Origin of the sequence: Cellulomonas sp. McL0617 (genome assembly GCF_049994875.1) — a bacterium.
Lineage (GTDB): Bacteria > Actinomycetota > Actinomycetes > Actinomycetales > Cellulomonadaceae > Cellulomonas.
In genome coordinates this window covers 1,944,529-1,962,349 of sequence record NZ_CP188256.1, presented here as the reverse complement: position 1 = coordinate 1,962,349, position 17,821 = coordinate 1,944,529, and the positions used below count along the sequence as shown (strand labels likewise).

The 17,821-nt window shown below is 69.5% G+C and carries 17 protein-coding genes; 10 read left to right on the top strand and 7 right to left on the bottom strand.

Annotated elements, in window-relative coordinates; all coding sequences use genetic code 11:
* Nucleotides 1-8: 8 nt before the first annotated feature.
* Nucleotides 9-659 (top strand): mismatch-specific DNA-glycosylase, encoded by a 651-nt coding sequence (locus tag ACPPVS_RS08875; RefSeq protein WP_426595709.1) that lies wholly within the window; start codon nucleotides 9-11, stop codon nucleotides 657-659.
* Here the strand turns inward: ACPPVS_RS08875 and ACPPVS_RS08870 are convergent.
* Nucleotides 647-1,147, bottom strand: a complete 501-nt coding sequence (locus tag ACPPVS_RS08870) for a pyridoxamine 5'-phosphate oxidase family protein (protein WP_426595708.1) — start codon at nucleotides 1,145-1,147, stop codon at nucleotides 647-649. The two genes, ACPPVS_RS08875 and ACPPVS_RS08870, sit on opposite strands and share 13 nt — an antisense overlap.
* A gap of 71 nt (nucleotides 1,148-1,218) precedes the next feature.
* Here ACPPVS_RS08870 and ACPPVS_RS08865 point away from each other — a divergent pair, with 71 nt between their 5' ends.
* Nucleotides 1,219-3,981, top strand: a complete 2,763-nt coding sequence (locus ACPPVS_RS08865) for a cation-translocating P-type ATPase (protein ID WP_426595927.1) — start codon at nucleotides 1,219-1,221, stop codon at nucleotides 3,979-3,981.
* 24 nt (nucleotides 3,982-4,005) lie between these two features.
* On the opposite strand, the gene ACPPVS_RS08860 is transcribed toward ACPPVS_RS08865, so the two are convergent.
* On the bottom strand, nucleotides 4,006-4,161 hold the full coding sequence (locus tag ACPPVS_RS08860; protein ID WP_426595707.1) for a hypothetical protein: 156 nt from the start codon (nucleotides 4,159-4,161) through the stop codon (nucleotides 4,006-4,008).
* A 244-nt stretch (nucleotides 4,162-4,405) separates the two neighbouring features.
* Between ACPPVS_RS08860 and ACPPVS_RS08855 the strand changes: the two genes are divergently transcribed.
* Both ACPPVS_RS08855 and ACPPVS_RS08850 read left to right on the top strand, forming a co-directional pair.
* On the top strand, nucleotides 4,406-5,167 hold the full coding sequence (locus ACPPVS_RS08855) for a GAF and ANTAR domain-containing protein (protein ID WP_426595706.1): 762 nt from the start codon (nucleotides 4,406-4,408) through the stop codon (nucleotides 5,165-5,167).
* Nucleotides 5,168-5,490: 323 nt separating this feature from the next.
* Nucleotides 5,491-6,087 (top strand): PAS and ANTAR domain-containing protein, encoded by a 597-nt coding sequence (locus ACPPVS_RS08850; RefSeq protein WP_426595704.1) that lies wholly within the window; start codon nucleotides 5,491-5,493, stop codon nucleotides 6,085-6,087.
* Between the two features lie 53 nt (nucleotides 6,088-6,140).
* Here ACPPVS_RS08850 and ACPPVS_RS08845 read toward each other — a convergent pair whose 3' ends face one another.
* Nucleotides 6,141-6,506, bottom strand: a complete 366-nt coding sequence (locus tag ACPPVS_RS08845; protein WP_426595703.1) for a hypothetical protein — start codon at nucleotides 6,504-6,506, stop codon at nucleotides 6,141-6,143.
* 203 nt (nucleotides 6,507-6,709) lie between these two features.
* Here ACPPVS_RS08845 and ACPPVS_RS08840 point away from each other — a divergent pair, with 203 nt between their 5' ends.
* From ACPPVS_RS08840 to ACPPVS_RS08830, 3 genes are all read left to right on the top strand, one after another.
* Entirely contained in the window at nucleotides 6,710-6,895 is a 186-nt protein-coding gene (locus ACPPVS_RS08840) for a hypothetical protein (RefSeq protein ID WP_426595702.1), read from the top strand.
* A gap of 116 nt (nucleotides 6,896-7,011) precedes the next feature.
* Entirely contained in the window at nucleotides 7,012-7,506 is a 495-nt protein-coding gene (locus ACPPVS_RS08835) for a hypothetical protein (RefSeq protein ID WP_426595701.1), read from the top strand.
* A gap of 204 nt (nucleotides 7,507-7,710) precedes the next feature.
* Entirely contained in the window at nucleotides 7,711-8,421 is a 711-nt protein-coding gene (locus ACPPVS_RS08830; protein ID WP_426595700.1) for a VOC family protein, read from the top strand.
* Between the two features lie 42 nt (nucleotides 8,422-8,463).
* On the opposite strand, the gene ACPPVS_RS08825 is transcribed toward ACPPVS_RS08830, so the two are convergent.
* A complete protein-coding gene (locus ACPPVS_RS08825; RefSeq protein ID WP_426595699.1) occupies nucleotides 8,464-8,712 on the bottom strand; it encodes a hypothetical protein in 249 nt (82 codons plus the stop codon).
* A gap of 174 nt (nucleotides 8,713-8,886) precedes the next feature.
* Complete coding sequence (locus ACPPVS_RS08820) at nucleotides 8,887-10,380, bottom strand: MFS transporter (RefSeq protein ID WP_426595698.1); 1,494 nt, start codon at nucleotides 10,378-10,380, stop codon at nucleotides 8,887-8,889.
* Nucleotides 10,381-10,438: 58 nt separating this feature from the next.
* Between ACPPVS_RS08820 and ACPPVS_RS08815 the strand changes: the two genes are divergently transcribed.
* The 3 genes from ACPPVS_RS08815 (at nucleotide 10,439) to ACPPVS_RS08805 (ending at nucleotide 11,835) form a co-directional block, all read left to right on the top strand.
* Nucleotides 10,439-11,026, top strand: a complete 588-nt coding sequence (locus ACPPVS_RS08815) for a CGNR zinc finger domain-containing protein (RefSeq protein ID WP_426595696.1) — start codon at nucleotides 10,439-10,441, stop codon at nucleotides 11,024-11,026.
* Nucleotides 10,948-11,367: a CGNR zinc finger domain-containing protein gene (locus ACPPVS_RS08810; protein ID WP_426595695.1), complete on the top strand. Its 420-nt coding sequence runs from the start codon at nucleotides 10,948-10,950 to the stop codon at nucleotides 11,365-11,367. Before ACPPVS_RS08815 ends, ACPPVS_RS08810 begins: the two co-directional genes overlap by 79 nt.
* A gap of 156 nt (nucleotides 11,368-11,523) precedes the next feature.
* Entirely contained in the window at nucleotides 11,524-11,835 is a 312-nt protein-coding gene (locus ACPPVS_RS08805) for a hypothetical protein (protein WP_426595693.1), read from the top strand.
* A gap of 1,140 nt (nucleotides 11,836-12,975) precedes the next feature.
* Here ACPPVS_RS08805 and ACPPVS_RS08800 read toward each other — a convergent pair.
* Both ACPPVS_RS08800 and ACPPVS_RS08795 read right to left on the bottom strand, forming a co-directional pair.
* Entirely contained in the window at nucleotides 12,976-13,227 is a 252-nt protein-coding gene (locus ACPPVS_RS08800; RefSeq protein WP_426595692.1) for a DUF4242 domain-containing protein, read from the bottom strand.
* Between the two features lie 490 nt (nucleotides 13,228-13,717).
* Entirely contained in the window at nucleotides 13,718-17,515 is a 3,798-nt protein-coding gene (locus ACPPVS_RS08795; protein WP_426595690.1) for a glycoside hydrolase family 3 C-terminal domain-containing protein, read from the bottom strand.
* Between the last annotated feature and the right edge of the window lie 306 nt (nucleotides 17,516-17,821).

Sequence of the window (17,821 nt, the reverse complement as noted above, 5' to 3'; positions counted from 1 at the left end):
GTTCGGCCGTGAAGCTCGACCGGTCCACCCTCGAGTCCTTCCGCGGGCGGACCCTTCCCGACCTGCTCGCTGACCCGACCCGGCTGCTCTTCGTCGGCGTCAACCCCGGTCTGCGCGCCGCCGCCGTCCAGGCGCACTTCGGTGGCGGCGGGACCAACCGGTTCTTCCCCGCGCTGTACCGGGCGGGAGTCGTCGACCGCCTGATCGATGCGTCGGCGGGCTTCCGCCCCGAGGACCTCGCCCACCTGCGCGAACGCGGCGTCGGCATCACCTCGCTCGTGGCCGGCGCGTCGGCCCGCGCCGACGAGCTCACCGCGGCACAGCTCGTCGCGGGTGCACAGGACCTCGCGGCGCGCGTCCGTCGGATCGCGCCGGTAGCCGTGGCGATGCTCGGCATCACCGCGTACCGGACGGCGTTCGCGACACCCGCGGCGACCCTCGGTCGTCAGCCGGACCCGCTGGGCGCGGGCGTGGCGGTGTGGGTGGTGCCGAACCCCAGCGGCCTGAACCGGCACTCCACCCTCGCGGACCTGGCCGCCGCCTATCGAGAGGTCGCGGTCGCCGCGGGCATCCGGCCCTTCGTGGTGCCAGAGGACGTTGCCGGTCGAGATCGGACGACGGCTGCAGTCCCCCGCGGGCGCGGCACTCAGTCGCGCTGACCGGCTTCGCGCTGGCGAACGAGCTCCTCGACCGCGACGGGCAGGGTGGTCTCGAAGTCGATCAGCTTGGCCCACGTCGGGGTCACGACGATCCGGACCATGCCGTCGCGGTAGAGCGAGCGCACCTCCGCCTCCCACTCGATCCGCTGCTCGGCCGTCATGTCGTACGTCGTGTTCGCCTCGAGGAACTCGTCGGGGATCCCGTCCACGGGGTCAAGCTCCGCACGGCCCCGGATCAGCAGGATCTTCGGCGGGTGCGACTCCGTGTCGATGGTGAGCGCGACGGCCGGGTTCGCGCGCAGGGCCGGCACCTTCGGCGCGTTGGGCGGTGTGCACAGCACCAGGGTCGAACCGTTCCAGCTGAACCCGATCGGGATGGTGCGCGGCGTGCCGTCCCGGGCGACGTAGGCCAGACGGGCCAGGTCGCGCGCCAGCATCTCCTGGCTGATCGGTCGGCCCAGGATCTCGGCGATCTCGTTCCCCTGCACGGCTCGTTCCCCGTTCCTCCCCCTCCGGCCGAGCCTAGGCTTCCGGGGTGTCGGCCCGCACGGCGAGCGTCATGTGCTCGGCGCCGCGGGCCCTGCCGGTGCTCCGCGGGGGCCGCTATCGTGCGGGAGTGGACAACGTTCTCGACGTCGTGGCGCGGCCGTACGAGGGAACTCAGGCGTTCGCCGAGGAGCCGGGAGCGGTTCTTGCCCTGCTGGGGTCGTCGGCGGACGGGTTGACCGACGCCCAGGCCGCCGCGCGGCTCGACGAGGTCGGACCGAACCGCCTGCCCGAGCCGCCGCGTCAGCACCCGGTCCTGCGATTCCTGTCCCACTTCGACGACATCCTCATCTACATCCTGCTGGCCGCGGCCGTGCTCAAGGCGTTCCTGGGCGAGTGGGTCGACTTCGCGGTGATCCTCGCGGTCGCCCTGGTCAACGCCTTGGTCGGTTTCGTCCAGGAAGGGCGGGCCGACGCCGCGCTCGCGGGGCTGTCGACGATGCTCTCGCTCGACGCTCACACCCTGCGGGGTGGCAGCTGGCGGGAGACCGACAGCCAGGAGCTCGTGCCTGGCGATGTGGTGCGGGTCCGCTCCGGCGACAAGGTGCCGGCCGACGTGCGGCTCCTCGAGGCGACGAATCTCCAGGTCGAGGAGGCGGCACTGACCGGGGAGTCGGTCGCCTCTGCCAAGTCGGTGGAGGCGGTCGGGACGGACGCCGGGGTCGGTGACCGTTCGTGCATGCTCTACTCGGGCACGATCGTCACGACGGGCCGCGGCCTCGGTGTCGTGACGGCGACCGGCTCGCACACCGAGATCGGCAGGATCCAGTCGCTCGTCGCCGGCGTGGACCACCTCGAGACGCCGCTGACCCGTCAGCTCGCGCGGCTGGGCAAACAGCTGTCCTGGCTGATCCTCGGGATGGCTGCGCTGATGCTCGTCATCGGGCGGGTCATCCACGACTTCGCGCTCGACGAGCTCGTCTCCGCGGCGATCGGGTTCGCGGTCGCCGCCGTGCCGGAGGGCCTGCCGGCGCTCGTCACCATCACCCTGGCGCTCGGGGTTCAGCAGATGGCCCGCCGCCACGCCATCACGCGGAAGCTCACGTCGGTCGAGGGTCTGGGCTCCGTGACCACGATCTGCTCGGACAAGACCGGCACGCTGACCCGCAACGAGATGACCGCGCGCACCGTCGTGACCGACTCCGGCACGTACACGGTCGACGGCATCGGCTACGCCCCCGTGGGAGACGTGCGCATCGACGGTGCGCCGGCCGATCTCGATCATCACCTCGACCTCGAGGCGCTCGTGGACGTCGCCGCGCTGGTACCGGACGCCCAGCTCGCACGTGAGGGTGAGCACTGGGTGCTCGTCGGCCAGCCGACCGAGGGCGCCATGGTGGTCCTGGCCCGCAAGGCCGGTGCACGCGCGGACGGCGTCGTCCGCCGGGCCACCGTGCCGTTCGAGTCCGCCACCAAGTACTCGGCCACGCTCGACGAGCTCCTCGACGGCACCGCACGCGTGCACGTGATGGGCGCCCCGGATCGTCTGCTCGACCGGTGCACCGCCCAGCGCACCGCCGCCGGACCTGCGCCCCTGGACCGGGAACGCTGGGACGCCGTCGTCGACGAGCTCGGCGGCCAGGGGCTGCGCGTCCTCGCGGCCGCCCGCCGACCGGCCGCAGCCGCCGAGGACGGTGTGCTCGAGGAGGTCGGGCACGAGCTCGAGTTCCTCGGCGTCGTCGGCATCGTGGATCCCCCGCGCCCGGAGGCCATCCAGGCGATCGCGGACTGCCACCGCGCGGGGATCGGCGTCAAGATGATCACCGGCGACCACGCCGGCACGGCCGTCGCGATCGCCCGCGAGATGGGGATCGTGGGCGACGGGAGCGTCGAGGCGCTGACCGGCACACAGCTCGAGGCGATGTCCCAGGAGGAGCTGCGCCGACAGGTGCAGCACGTCGAGGTCTTCGCCCGCACGTCGCCCGAGCACAAGATCCGGATCGTGCGCGCCTTGCAGTCGCACGGCGAGGTCGTCGCGATGACCGGCGACGGGGTCAACGACGCACCCGCGCTGACCCGTGCAGACGTCGGCATCGCGATGGGGATCAAGGGCACCGAGGCGACCAAGGAGGCCGCCGACATCGTCCTGGCCGACGACAACTTCGCGACGATCGAGCGGGCCGTCGAGGAGGGGCGCAGGATCTACGACAACATCCGCAAGTCGGTCGTCTTCCTGCTCCCGACGAACGGTGCGCAGTCCCTGGTGATCCTGGTCGCCGTGCTGGCCGGCCTCGCCCTGCCCCTCTCCCCGGTGCAGATCCTGTGGGTCAACCTGGTCACGGCCGTCACGCTGTCGCTCGCGCTCGCCGGCGAACCCGCGGAGCCGAACGTGATGTCCCGTCCCCCCCGCGCTCCCGGCGAGCACGTGGTCTCACGCAGCGCTCTCGTGCTCATCCTGTTCGCCTCGGCCGTCATCGGCGGAGCGACCCTCGGGATCTTCCTGCTCGAGAAGGGCATCGGCGCCGACGACGGCCGAGCGCAGACCGCCGCCGTCGCCATGCTCGCGTTCGGCCAGCTCGCCTACCTCTTCACGTGCCGGTTCCTGGGCTCGTCGAGCATCACGACCCGCGCTCTGACCGGCAACAACCTCATCTGGATCGCCGCCGGCGCGCTCGTCGCGCTGCAGCTGGTGTTCACCTACGCGCCGTTCATGCACTCGTGGTTCGAGTCCGCGCCGTTGCAGCTCGGCGACTGGGCGATCGTCCTGGTCGCCGCCGTCGGCGTCTTCCTGCTCACCGAGCTCGGCAAGGTGGTCAGCCGACGCGTGGGCGCCTGACCTACGAACCGCGGCGCGGCGGCCTCACGCGCGTGAGCGGCCCCGACCGACGAGCCAGCCGATGATGCTGATGACCAGCAGGGCGATGCCGATCCAGAGCAGGACCTTCGCGGCGGCGACAGCGACGCCGAGCACGACCATCACGACGGCGACGAGGATGAGGATCAACCAGAGAGCCACGAGCTCTTCCTTTCGACGGACGACGGCCTGACGGCCATCGCAGGCGGCCGGCTGCTCGACCGTTGAGACGGATCGTGTACCCCGCGCAGGCGGTTCGCACGTCGAAGCTAGACGTGGCGATCAGCGATCTCCGGACCGAGCGGCACTCCCTCGGGCAGGTCGCCATCGGCCGTGCTGCCGACGGTCCGGGCCTCCGGATGACCGCACGACGTGCGGCCGGGACGGATGTGGTCGAAGGTGGAGCGTGCGAGCCAACGGGGAGCAGCGGGCGATGGACGAGGCCGTGCGGTCCGCTGCGATGTCGGCTCTGCAGGACCTGCTCCTCGCCACCCCGTCGGTCGAGGAGTTCCTCGACGGGGTGGCGCAGGCCGCCGCCCACCATGTCGGGCCGGCGACCTCGGCGACGATCACGCTGCAGCGTGATGGTCGTCCCACTCTGGTCGCCGCCAGCGATCCCCGCGCAGCCGAGTGCGACCACGTCGAGTACGCGGCGGACGACGGGCCCTGCTTGAGCTCCATCGACCTGGGGCGGGTCGTGCACGTCCCGAACCTCGACCATGAGCTCCGGTGGCCTGAGTGGCGCGCGGTGACACGGGCGAGCGGTTATGGATCGGCGGCTGCGGTCCCCCGCGAAGTTCGCCCCGGTGTGCAGATCGCGCTGAACCTCTATGCGGACCACGCGGACGCCTGGGACGAGGCCGCGATCGATGTCGCGCAGATGTACGCCGACGAGATCGCGCGCGCCGTGACCCTCTGCCTGCGCAGCGCCGACCAGGCTGAGCTGAATGCCGACCTTCGGGCGTCACTTGTGTCCCGGGCAGTGATCGACCAGGCGATCGGCGTCGTGATGGCCGAGAACCGCTGCGATCCCGAGCAGGCGATGGAGATCCTGCGCAGCGCGTCGCGCCACCGCAAGTCGAAGCTCAGGGACGTGGCGGCCACCATCGTCGAAACTGTCAGCGGGAGTGCTCCCCGCACGGCAGACACGTTCCGCGAGCGTTCGTAGGCGGCCAGGGAACGGTCGAGTGGCGAGCCCGGCGTCGCTGGCCTAGCCTCCCCGTACCGGGCCGACACGTCGGCCCGCAATCGTCGCTCGGGACAGGAAACGTCGCCGGGCATGGGTTGTGGTCGCGCCCCGGGCGCAGCCGCGGACAGATGGAATGCGCACCCCGCATCGCAGCCTCCGCCGTGGACGCGACCACGACGCTCGCACCCGGAGGATGGCGCCGCGCCCGCGGGACCGCGCGTCCGGCAAGGAATCTCATGGAGCGCCCCAGCGAAGTTCGAGGGCCGTCGCCGGCCCTCACAGGTCGGTTCAGCTTCACGTCCATGGGTGATCCATGGAGCTGGACCGACGACATGTTCACCCTGCACGGGATGCGGCCGGGCGACGTGGTCCCGACGGGGGCCGTGTTCCTCCGCCACGTCCACCCCGACGACCGGACGCTCGTCGAGCGGGTGATGATCGCCGCCGAGCAGGGTCCCGCCGGGTGCGAGTATCGCCTCATCGACCTCACCGGCCACGAACGGACCGTCACCCTCGCGGTCGCCCGAGGGTCTGACGGTGCGACGACCGGCCTCGCCGTGGACGTCACCACGTCGCGCAACCGGGCCGTCGCCGACCAGGTCAACGGGCAGCTCGCCCTCGCGCTCGAGTCCCGTACCGTCATCGACCAGGCCAAGGGCGTCGTCATGTCGACATTCGCCGTCGACCACGAGACCGCATTCCGGGCGCTCGCGATGATCTCTCAGCATCGCAACATCCGGCTGCGCGTCATCGCCGACGCCATCTGTGGCTCGATCGTCGCAGCCGGGGCTCTGGAACCCGTGCTCCGCGCAGAGCTTCAACGCTGCATCGCCCTCGGCTCCCTCGCCCGCGAGCAGGTCGGAGTCGTCGACCACGACGCGGCGCGGAGCTCCGTGTGACGGGAGCCTGCACGGCCCGCACACGGCGGGGAGCTTGACTGAGGCGTTGGCGCTCAGTTGTCCCAGGGAGGCGTCTCGTCGAGCTTGGCGTAGTACTTCGCCAGGTGGCTCTTGATCCGATCGCGGTCCTTGTCCGGCACGTCCACGCCCCCGCGGGAGCCCTGCATCACGGCCGCCGCTGAAAAGACGCCGCGCGGGACGGCCGTGAGCCTGCCGTCGATCACGTCCGCGATGAGCAGCTTGTAGGCGGTGAAGTTCTCCTTGGCGTCGGCGTCGTACCAGACGTGCGCGTCGCGGTACTTCTTGTTCGGCTCGTCCGTCGCCTTGGCCCAGTCGCGAACCCGCTTCTCGGCGGCGTCGCCATCCCAGGCACGATCGCGGTCGGCGAGGGGAAGGTCTCCGAATGCGGTCACAGCCATGTCCGTTCCTCTCCACGTCGACCACGCGTACCCGACAGGTGTCATCGATCGACGGTGGCACCCACCTCGAGGACTCGCATCCCCAGCGGTCGCGAGCCGGCGACCGCGGACGCATGATCGTCAGCACGGCGCAACGAGCCCTCGGGCCCATGCCGTGAGGGCTCGAGCAGCGTGGTCCCCCGTCCTCACCCTGCGGAGACACCATGAGCCAGACGACACCCAACCCGATCGCCGGTAGCAACAACCCGTTCCGCTCGGACGACGAGGCCCGGGACGAGAGCCGGCAAGGCGACGACGAGACGGACGTCCTCGGACTCCCGTTCCTGGACCCGGAGCCCGACCCCGACGACGACGGCGTCGACGTCGACGAGCCCGGCGACCGCATCTAGCCTGGATGCGCGTCGTGGTGTCGGACACCGCGAGACCGAGCCATCAAGATGCGCGCGAGCTAATCTCGAACTTTGTCGGGCCACAGCGGGGTGGTCGACGGATCGGGGAGTCTGTGATGGACGAGTTGCTAGGAATTCTTCGCGACGACGAGCGGGACCTGATCCGCGAGACCGAGCCCGCGCGCATGCAGGAGCTCGACGAGGACGCCCTCATCACTCTGCACTCGCGCATCCGCCGCGCGCGCAAGAAGTACCAGACCAACTACCGTCGCCAGGCCAGCGCCGGTGTCGCCGAGCACGGCGGGCGGGGCAAGTCGCGCCCGAAGAACACGAAGGCCGCGCAGAAGGCCGAGGTGTTCGAGGACGCTCTCGCTCGCGTGAGCGGACACCTCGAGACGGTGGCGCGTCAGGAGGCCGAAGACCTCAAGGCTCGCCGCCTGGCGGCTGCACGCGCACATCGGTCCACCGGCCCGGGGAGCGACGACGCGCCGCCGTCGCCGGGCGACACAGGAGTCGCGCGCGCGCACCAGAAGACGTCAGGTGGCGTGAAGCGTGACGCGTCGTCGCAGGCGGCCGGCGCGCGGCGCCAGGCGAGCCGAGACGGCCGCTAGGAGCTGAGACGACGGGGAGGGGCACGCGCACGTCACCACCGTCTTCAGCCGTGATGGCGAGACGACCCCCGTCACGCCGTCTGAGGGCTCGTGACGTCGGGCGTGCACGCACGACGTCTGCGCCTTCTCCGACTACTCCGTCGCGATGACGCGTGTGGTGCGAAAACTGTGTGCCCAAGACGGCACCCTGTCTAACGTACGAGGGTGTCGTGCCGACTGACGGCCCTGGCCGTCGACGCTGAGGACCCTGCGCGCCTGGCGCGCTTCTGGGCCGAGCTCCTGGGACGCGAGTCCGTCGAGGACGCCCGAGGTCAACAGCTGCGGGCGTCCGAGACCCAGCTCGGGCTGCGGTTCGTCGCGACCGGGGCGGCGACGACCTCCGAGCTCAACCGGATCCACCTCCATCTGACCAGCGCGAGCCCGGCTGACCAGCAGCACACCGTCACGCGAGCACTCCAGCTCGGTGCCAGCCACCTCGACGTCGGACAGCTCCCCGAAGAGGGACACGTCGTGCTCGCCGATCCCGAGGGCTACGCGTTCTGCGTGATCGAGCCCGGCAACGCCTTCCTGGCGGGCTGCGGCTTCCTGGGCGAGCTCACCTGCGACGGCCCCCGCAGCGTCGGGCTGTTCTGGGCGCAGGCGCTTGGCTGGCCTCTTGTGTGGGACCAGGACCAGGAGACGGCCATCCAGTCCCCGCGCGGCGGCACCAAGGTCTCGTGGGGCGGCGAGCCCGCGGCGTCCGAGCGTGCCCGCGGGCGCCAGCGCCTCGACCTCGCCGTCCTCGACGGAGACCTCGCCGGAGAGATCGAACGGCTCGTCGCGCTCGGCGCCAGCCGGCTCAGCACCACCGACGGCGATGCGGTCGAGCTGGCCGACCCCGACGGCAACGTCTTCTGCGTCCGCGTCGAGCCGTAAGCCAACGCAGCCGTTCCCAGGGAGCCCGCGGTGACGCGGCGGTCAGCGCAGCATTGCGCGTGCCCGGGTGGCCGACGCTTGAACCACCCGGAGCCCGCGGGACGGGATGGTCGAGACGCCGCCCCGGCGTCGTTCGAGCCGGTCCGCGAGCCTGCGAGAGATCGTCGCGACGACGGGGAGCAGGACGACGACGACGATCAGGAGTCGCAGTCGACCGAAGATGAAGGAGCCCATATATGCCTCAAGGGACGAGTCGGCCTCCGGCGCTCCGTGCTCGACGCCGACGTCCATCGTCGGGTGTGTCCGGCATCAACGCACGCGGTGGTCCGTCACCGCGGGACGGCGTCGTCGACCTTGCGGACCTCACGGAGCCCCGTGCTCACGAGTTCGTTCACGGTACGGCCGACGTCCTGCCCAGAACCGGAAGCGTCCCGGCGGTCGGCGTGGCCCGCTGTCGCGGGTGTCTCAGCTCGCCGGGCGACGCAACAGGACCAGGACCACGGCAGCGGACGCGAGGAGCAGTCCCGCGCCCAGGGCCTGCGTGACCTGGAACGCGGCGCCGAAGGCTCCACGCGCGACATCGACCAGCTCACCGGCAGCAGCGCTGGGCATGTCTCGGGCGACCTCCACCGCCCGACCGAGCGTCTTCGCTGCTGCCTGCGAGGCGCCGGCGAGCTCGTCCCGAGGCATCCGCGTCCGGTACACGACACCCGCCGCGCTACCGAGGACGGCGATACCCAGCGCACCCCCGAGGTTGGTGCACGTCTCGAGCAGTGCGGACGCCCTACCGGCCTGCCGCTGCGGTGCCGCGGCCACGGCCAACCCGGTCGCGACGACATAGATGGGCGCCAGGCCGACCGAGAGGACGACGGAGGCCGCGACGTACAGAGGCAGTCCTCCCCCGCCCGGCACGGGCACGAGCATCGCGAACCCCACCGCCGAGACGAGGAGCCCCACGCCCAGGGCGGCGCCGGGGCGCAATCGGTTGGCGACCTGCGGTGCCAGCGCCGACCCGATCAGATACCCGAGTGCCGACGGGATGCTCCACAGGCCCGCCTGCAACGGCGACAGGCCGAGGACGAGCTGGAGATACTGCGCCAGCAGGAACTGCATCCCGTAGAGGACGAAGAACGCGATCGCGTTGATCATCACGGGAACGCTGAAGCTCCGGCGGTGGAAGAGGTCGAGCCCGAACGACGGCAGGCGCCGTTGCCGCCGGGAAAAGGCCGCCCCGGCGGCGGAGCCGACGACGAGCGCTGCCAACGCGCCAGGGTCGACGCCCGACTCGGCGAGCTGAGTGATCCCGTAGACGAGGAGCAGGACGGCTGCCAGTGAGAGCCCCGCGCTCTGCCAGTCGACAGGCGCGGCGCTCGCGTCGCGGAACTCCGGCAGCATCCGCGGGCCCAGGACGACGAGCAACGCCATCACCGGCGGAGCGACCAGGAACACCGATCCCCACCAGAAAGAGCCCAGCAGCAGTCCGCCGACGAGCGGACCCACCACCCCGCCGAGCGCGAAGCTCGCGGTCCACACACCCAGCGCCGTGTTGCGCTGGCGGGGGTCCTCGAACATCGACCGGATCAGCGACAGCGTGGACGGCATGAGCGTGGCACCCGCGACGCCGAGGAGCATCCGCGAGGCGATCAGCATCGAGGGCGTCGACGACGACGCCGCGACGATCGACAGCACTCCGTAAGCGCCCCCGCCCACGAGCAGGAGCCGTCGGCGACCGATCCGGTCGGCCAGCGCGCCCATGGTCATCAGGGAGCCGGCGAGGAGGAAGACGTAGCCGTCGACGATCCACACCAGCTGTTCGTTGGTCGGTCCCAGTGCTTCCGAGATCGCGGGCAGGGCGAGATGCAGGACGTTCGAGCCCATCGACACCACCAGGCACGGCAGGACGAGGACGGTCAGCCCGATCCACTCTCGGGTGCCGGCTCGTACCTCGGTCGTGGTCATGGACACCAGTGAAACCCGTTTACCGGTGTTACACCACTCACAGGCTTACACTGGTGTCATGAGAGACGTTGGCAGCGCCGACGCGGCGGTGCGCGCCGAGATCCCCGCGGCAGCGCTCGTCGTCAAGGACTTCGTCAACTCGGCTGACCTGGCGGCCGGCACCGAGAGCCTGACCTCACCGGCGACTCTGGTCGACTGGCTCCACGACCACGGCCTCGCTCGTCGGGCGCCCGAGCTGAGCCGCGCGGACCTCGAGCAGGTCGCCGCCGTGCGCGAGGGACTTCGGCAGCTCCTCCTCGTCAACGCCGGCCACACCCCCGACCACGACGTGCTCGCACGCTTCAACGCCGCCCTCGCCTCGACCTCACTGGTCGCCCAGTTCGACGCCGACGGTCGTCGGGCCCTCCTGCCCGTCGAGCATCGCCCCGCGGCGACGGTCGTCGCCGAGCTGCTCGACATCGTCGACCGGGCTCGTTCCGACGACACCTGGGGGCGACTGAAGGTCTGCGCCCGCGACGAGTGCCGTTGGGCGTACTACGACGCATCACGGAATCGATCGGGCCGCTGGTGCTCGATGATCGACTGCGGCAACCGAGTCAAGATGAAGCGCGCCTACGCCGCCAGGTCGGGCCGGACCGCGACCTGAACGCACCCAAGCCGCCGCGCCGTTCATCGCACCGGCGGCGCTGGACCGCTGGGTCGTCGAGTCCGGGCGTCTCAGCGCCCCGCCCGGTGCCACGACCGCGGACCTCCGTCGTGCGCTCGCGTGCGCCCGGTCGCCTACACAGTTCTCGCGTCACTCGTCGACGCTGTGCCGACGGGGCCCGCACCCGCCTGTTCCTCGACCCCTCGCACGGCCGTCGCCGGCTCTGGTGCGGGATGCGAGGCTGCGGTGACCGGGCACAGGCCGGGGCCCACCGCGCGCGCCACGTGAGCCGCGCCCGGGCTAGGAACGCCCGAGGGGATCGGGAGGCGGCCGGCCACTGAGTGGCCGCACCCCCGATCGGCGATCCCGTTTGCCAGCGGGCGCACAACTACACCTAACCCTTTGGGGTGTACTCAGCGCCGTCCTCGCTCTGGAAAATTGCACCGGCAAACGTTCCTCGCTCGGCCCCGAGAGGCTCAGGAAGGACCGAAGTACACATGGTGAAGTCGTTGTGGGCGATGGTGCAAGGAGACCCCGTATTCATGCGACGGGTCAACGGTTGGCTCGCCGTCTTCTGGTTGATCATGATCCCGATCTCTATGGCCGCTGGGTGGCTCGACTCCGTCGTCTACGTCTCCGCCCTGTCTCTGTGGGCGCTGGTATCCGGGCACTGGTCCGCTTGGCAGGCTGCGCGCGTCGAGGTAGCCCAACAGGTCGAGGCGAACGCGAAAGCCGCGCAAGACGTCCCCGGGGAAGTCGTCGCCGAGCTGCTCGAACACACGACCATCGAGCCGGCCGCCAGATCGTGAGGTCGGCTCCACCGCCTTGACCAGCATCACGGCTGCGCTGGTGGTGCGAACAGCGATCCGGCGCTCGACGACGTTGCCCAGGTGCACCGGTATTGCCGCCGAGCCGCGCGTTTCCCGGCACCCGGACTCGTGCGATCACCTGAGCTGGCGCCCCGGTCGGTGCCTTCGGGGAAGCACCGACGCAGGAGCCGGCCTCCAGCTCTGAGGAGCGTATGGCGGCTGCACCTGCGTGTGCTGCGGCGTCGGGAGGGGCTTTTCCCGCGCTCCGTCAGCGCGACGCAGTCTCACGCGCTGAGAAACGTCCGCAAGTGCGGCTGACGGGTGCTGACTCGCCCTCACACAGAGTTCGAGTCAGCGCCTCGTCGGCGCTCAGAAGTGATCAGCGTTCAGGCTGCCGTTGCGGGTCAGTGATGGCCGACCTGGAAACAGGCGACGTCATACTGCGACTTCTCGGTGTAGTGCAGCCCACCGATGCCAACACCCTCGTTGAAAGGTGAGCCAGGTGACGTGGTCGTGTGGCCGGGGAAGGTCCCCAGGTCACCGCAGTCCTGACTGGGCGGGCCGGTCCCGCTCGGGTTGGCGGCGGCGAGTGCCGGTGCAGCGCCCACCACGGTAAGTGCTGCGACGAACACAGTCGCGATGAGGGCCTACGCATGATCCGCTCCCTTCGCGCGCACGGGAGTGCGCTTATGAGGGAACACGGACGGGCGACCGTCCTGGTTCAACGTCCGCATCTGCTGCGATCCGCACATCGCCGACCCAATACGGTCCCTGAATGGGCACCGCAGGGGGATGGACAGGGTCGACCTCGTCGACATGGTGGTTGGGGACAGCGCCGCACCCGGCGTCGACCCGTCCGATACGAAGGACGCGGGCCGACAGGCTGGCGAGACGAGAAGCCGCGGCACGGTCGCGCTGTGGACTGCCGGAGTCGTCGTCGCCGTGCTCGCGGTGGCCGTAGCGACCCAAGGGCGTCCTCTCGGCGCGGGAGCGTTCTGCACTCGCCACGTTGGCGAAGGTGCCCGGTGCTCAAGCCCGTCGGGCCGGCCTTGACGCGCAAGGAGCTCTATCTGGGACATGACGCGGCGGCCCTCGGGCAGCGACGCAGCACGGGGCCGCGTCGCTGCCTGTCCCCTGGGGTCAAGCACCCTCCGCGACGGAGTAGATCTCGTCGGCGACGAGGCCATGGGCCTCGCGGTGCACGGTGGAGGCGGTCTCGGCGTCCGGTGCCTCGACGAGGCAGAAGATCTTGCCCGCCGCCTCGTCGACCCAGTACCGCACGTAATTGACGCCGTACGCGTCCTGGGTCGCCAGGTCGGCCTGGTGGGCGGACGCGACGTCGCTTGCCGAGACTCCGCCTTCGATGGTGTGGGCGTCCATGAACAGGGCCATTGAATTCGCCTTCCGGTGCTCTTTCTCCGCAGCCCACGGTGGGCTCGACATGAGTTGAGACGAGACGGCGGGCCGACAGGTTCACTCTTTGGTGTCGACACTTCTCTTTGGTGTCGCCACCAAGGGTTCACTCGGCGGTGTCGACGAAGAAGCTCCGCTGGCCGGTCGGCGGCGCACGTCCCCGATCAGGGATCGCTTGTCACCATCCGGGACGGATGCAGCATGTCGTGTGCAACGCCGGACGCAGGCGGACGGTGTCGAAACCGATGGCTCAAGTGACGCGGCGCCTCCCGCCGTGGAAAGACACCAAGATCGCCCGGCGAGCGCCATCAGATCGTTGCGGTCGTCGACTCCAGATCGTCCGGAGAGCTCGGTCCGGTTGCAGGCGCCGGCAGCTGGAGCCCAGCCACCGATCGTTGTCGAGCAAGTCGGACGAGCTGGATCGACGGGCGCCCGCGGCCATGGCGCCGCGGGCACCCGTCGGTCGGCTTCAGCGCTTGACCTGCTTGGTCTGGGCGGACGCGACCACGGAGGTCTCGTACCCGGCTGCGCCGACTGTTGCGGTGACCGACAACAGGTGTCCGATGTCCCCGACGATCGGCTTGTAGCCAGCAGCGGTCCCACCCGCGACGGGCTGTCCATCGAGGAGCCACTGGTACGTGACGCTCGCACCCTGAGGCACGTTGCCGCTGAGCACTGCGGAGACCAGGAGGCCCACCTTTGGCGCGTTGGTCGAGGTGTACACCTCGCCGACGTACGCGAACGGGGACTTCACCAGTGCGGTGGACTCCGATGCGACCGTGGTCGTCGTGTACCCCTTGAGTGCCGCGCTCACACTGACCGAGAGCTGGTGCCCTGCATCAGCCTGAGCGACGCGGTAGGTGCGCTGGATCCCGCCCGTGATCGGTTGACCATCCCGGAGCCACTGGTACTTGGTGCTCGTCGGTGCGGGCTGCCAGGACCCCGGGGTTGCGGTGAGGACGTCGCCGACCCGAGGCGAGGCGTTGTCGACCGTCGGCTTGGCGAGGTTCACCAACGCCGGCGGCACGGCGACCCCGAGCTGCGCCGTGAGGACTCGGACGTCTGGAGCTGCGAAGACCAGGTACACGTCGTGCGTGCCCTTGACCTTCTGTGTCAGGTCGACCGTCTTGGTGGTGTAGGCGGTCTCGGAGACGGGGATGTCGCCGGCCGGTGTGGTGCCGGGGATGACGTACTGAGTAGGTCCGGTGGCGTCGGCCGACACATGGGCAACCGTCGGCCCGGCCGGGCTGTCCAGTCGGACGTCGACCGACGATGCGGCCTTCGCTGCGACGGCGAGGGAGATCGTGTCCGCGCCGCTGAAGTTGACGTCGTTGAGGGCCGTCCATGAGCCTGCGGCCCTCGACATGACGGCGTAGTAGCCGTTCACGATGCTGTCGTTGCGAAGACCGGTGACCGTGTTCTGCTTCGATGCCTCGCGGTAGGTGACGTCCGAGGCGTCAAAGCTGTGGTCGAACACGTTGATCGGTGCGGTGAACGCATCGGTCGCGCCGAAGGCGACCCCGGGCACGGCGATCTTCGCCTTCACCTGGAGATCCTTGCTTGAGCCACCGGCCATGAAGCTGTACTGGCCCGCCTCGACGGCGAGCTGGTTGGTGTTGGTGTCCCAGAGTGCCAGCTTGTCCGCGCCGAACGTCAGGGTGACGGTCTTGGTGGTTCCTGCCGGGATGGTCACCTTGTTGAACGCGACGAGCGACTCCTTCGGAGCGGCCGTGCCGTATGCGGCCTTGGGGTTGGCGGCGTAGAGCTGGACGACCTCGGGGCTGGCGACGTTCCCGGTGTTCTTGACGTCGACGGTCGCCTTGTAGGAGCTCGGACCGGCGGGTTGCACCGTGAGGTTCTTGTACTTGAACTGGGTGTACGACAGGCCGTACCCGAACTCGTACGTCGTCGGGGCGTCCGTGTACATGTAGGTGAGCTTGGTCTCGACCGGGTCGGCGCTCGTCATGTCGACGGTGAACCTGGGGTCGAGGCCGTCAAGGCTCACGGTCGCGTTGCGACCCTCAGGAATCGAGGACTGGGTGAGCTTGGGCAGAGCATCCATGCTCGCGTACCACGACTGGGTCAGACGACCCGAGGGTGCGAAGTCGCCGCCGAGAAGCTGCCCGAGCGCGTAGTTGCCGTACTGGCCGTTGTATGGCGCGTACACGATGCCCGCGATCTTCGGGTTGGCCTGGATGTCCGCGGCGATCACCGGCGTGGCGGAGGAGATCACCACGATCGTCTTGCCCGGGTAGGTGTTCGCCACGTTCTCGACCAGCTGGTACTGGCTTGCACCGAGGTGCAGGTCGGACCGGTCAGCGCCCTCCCCCGAGCTGTTCCGAGCAGCTGCACCGACGACGACGACGGCGTACTGCGCACCGTTCTCGTCGCGGAACTTGACTGCCTGCGAACCCGTCTGGCGGACAGTCTCCTGAGCGAACTTCGTGGCCGGGCTGTTGAGCGCCGCTGCGTTCGCGGCGTTACCGAACACGGCCGTAACGCCGACCTGGTTGGTCGTCGGGTCCACGGTCAGGTAGCGGCCGTTTGTGTAGTACCTCGTCTCGAAGCCGCCGCCGAACGACTCGGTGTAGCTGTCGACAACGAAAGAGACCGTTCCGTCGGTGTTGAGCTGCGGCCGAATCCGGTTGGGAAGGGTGGTCGAGCTGGTGCCGAGAGCCTGGGTGCCCCCGACGTTCACGGCGTTAGCCGCGTACTGGAGCCACTGGTTGTTGATCGTCGACCGGTAGCTGAAGGCGGTCTGGCCCCAGTCGAAGGCCTCGAAGGTGGCGGCAGATGCCGCGTCCGCGCCATTGGCGGTCAGGGCCGGAGCGGCTCCGGCGCCCTGGGTCAGGTACTGCCCGTTCACGACCGACTTGAGAGCAACGACGTTGCCGTCGTTCGCCGCTGAGACCGGTCCGAATACCGACGTGATGCCCTGGACGGGTGTCAGGCCGGAGTTAGGCAGCTGCGGCGTGTTGCCGACCGCGTAGGCCGTCTTGAACCGCGTGTCCGAGTACGGCCCGACGACGGCAAGCTTGTCGCTCTTGCTCAGCGGCAGGATGTTGTTGTCATTCTTCAGCAGGACGAGGCTCTCCTGCGAGGACTGCAGGGCGATCTGCTGGTGCGCCGGCGAGGTCGAGTCGAGCGGCGTCGTGCTGGCCGCGGACTTTCCCAGGAACGGATAGAACTTGGGATATCCGTTGGCGTCACGCTCGTTGAACAAGCCCATGCGGACCAGGGGCAGGACCTGGGTCTTGGCCACGCGGTAGACGTCCGCCGTGGTCACGCCGTAGGTGCCGTTCTGCACCTGGGTGATCAGAGCCGCATTCAGCGGGCTGACTCCGCCTGCGTTCACGGCGATGCTGCCGGCGTTGGCGATCGACATGAGAGCGGTCGCGGTGTCGGGGCTCGGTGTGTATCGCAGGTCGAACCCGTTGCTGTAGGCGTTGTCCGTGTACAGCTCGCGCTCGGCACCGTTGTCGGGCGTCGTGTACAGGCCACCGTCAGCGCCCCACGGCGACAGGTGCTCGGCCTGAGTGATCAGCGGAGAGACGATGTTGGGGATGCCGTTGGTCCGTCCGTAGGTGGTCAGCATCGAACCGATCGCGCCGCTCTCGATGCTCTTGTGCGACGGAAGCGACCAGTACTCCATGAGCGCGCGGGAGCTGACGTCGTTGCTGCCCGGACGACGGAACCACTGCGCGGCGTAGCTCGTGTAGTGCTTCGTGTCGATCATGGCCTTGGTCCAGAAGCCCTGGTCGTTGCCCGACTCATCGATCCCCGAGATGCCACGTGAGATCTGGTCGATCATGTCCGAGGCGAACCGGGGGTCCTCCGCGAAGCCCTCGTCGAGGCGGCCGCTGAGGGGGTTGGGCCGGATGTCCTGCAACGCCGCACTGATCATTGGGTTGAAGTCGCTGATACTGCTCAGAAAGTTGTCCTGGTAGAGCCCCTCGTCACCGATGACGGTGCCGATCTGCCCGACGAGGCTCTGGTTCCAGGTCTGACCCATGGCCGACTGGGTCGGGAAGTCGGTCGAGACACCCTGCGTACCCTCGGCGAAGCGAGAGCCACCGGGGACGACCCTGCCGACGTTGGGGCCGGACACGATCGTGAAGTCTCCGCGCTGTCCGTGTGCGTAACGGACCGCACCTTCGATTCCGACGTAGTCCATGAGCGTGTCGAGGTAGGCATCGAGATGGCCGGGCTGGCCGTCGAAGACCGGCATGCCGTTGTAGGTGCCGCCGACCTGGGACGCGAAGGTCACCGGGTCGGCGGCACTCGCGGGCGCGATCCCCGGTAGAGCCAGGGCGCCAGCAAGTACGAAGGCTGCGGCGAGTGGGCGGATCGAGCGCCGGGCGGCGCTCGTCGAACGATTGACTCTTGGCATTCCGGTACATCCTTGTCCGGTTCGTGATCAGCGGGGACCGAGCCTTCGTGCCACGCACGGACGTGTTGACGCCGTGCAGTGTCAGAACAGTGGTGCGCAGCAGGGCCGGAAGGCTCCCGTCATCAGCTCCGAATCGACCTGAATGGGGGCTTTGTGCACCCTGTGTCTCCGAGCATGTCTACG

Coding starts and splice junctions, on each gene's coding strand:
- ACPPVS_RS08865 (WP_426595927.1), top strand. CDS start 1,219: ATGTGCTCGGCGCCGCGGGCCCTGCCGGTGCTCCGCGGGGGCCGCTAT.
- ACPPVS_RS08850 (WP_426595704.1), top strand. CDS start 5,491: ATGGGTGATCCATGGAGCTGGACCGACGACATGTTCACCCTGCACGGG.
- ACPPVS_RS08845 (WP_426595703.1), bottom strand. CDS start 6,506: ATGGCTGTGACCGCATTCGGAGACCTTCCCCTCGCCGACCGCGATCGT.
- ACPPVS_RS08840 (WP_426595702.1), top strand. CDS start 6,710: ATGAGCCAGACGACACCCAACCCGATCGCCGGTAGCAACAACCCGTTC.
- ACPPVS_RS08835 (WP_426595701.1), top strand. CDS start 7,012: ATGGACGAGTTGCTAGGAATTCTTCGCGACGACGAGCGGGACCTGATC.
- ACPPVS_RS08825 (WP_426595699.1), bottom strand. CDS start 8,712: ATGGACGTCGGCGTCGAGCACGGAGCGCCGGAGGCCGACTCGTCCCTT.
- ACPPVS_RS08820 (WP_426595698.1), bottom strand. CDS start 10,380: ATGACCACGACCGAGGTACGAGCCGGCACCCGAGAGTGGATCGGGCTG.
- ACPPVS_RS08815 (WP_426595696.1), top strand. CDS start 10,439: ATGAGAGACGTTGGCAGCGCCGACGCGGCGGTGCGCGCCGAGATCCCC.
- ACPPVS_RS08805 (WP_426595693.1), top strand. CDS start 11,524: ATGGTGAAGTCGTTGTGGGCGATGGTGCAAGGAGACCCCGTATTCATG.
- ACPPVS_RS08800 (WP_426595692.1), bottom strand. CDS start 13,227: ATGGCCCTGTTCATGGACGCCCACACCATCGAAGGCGGAGTCTCGGCA.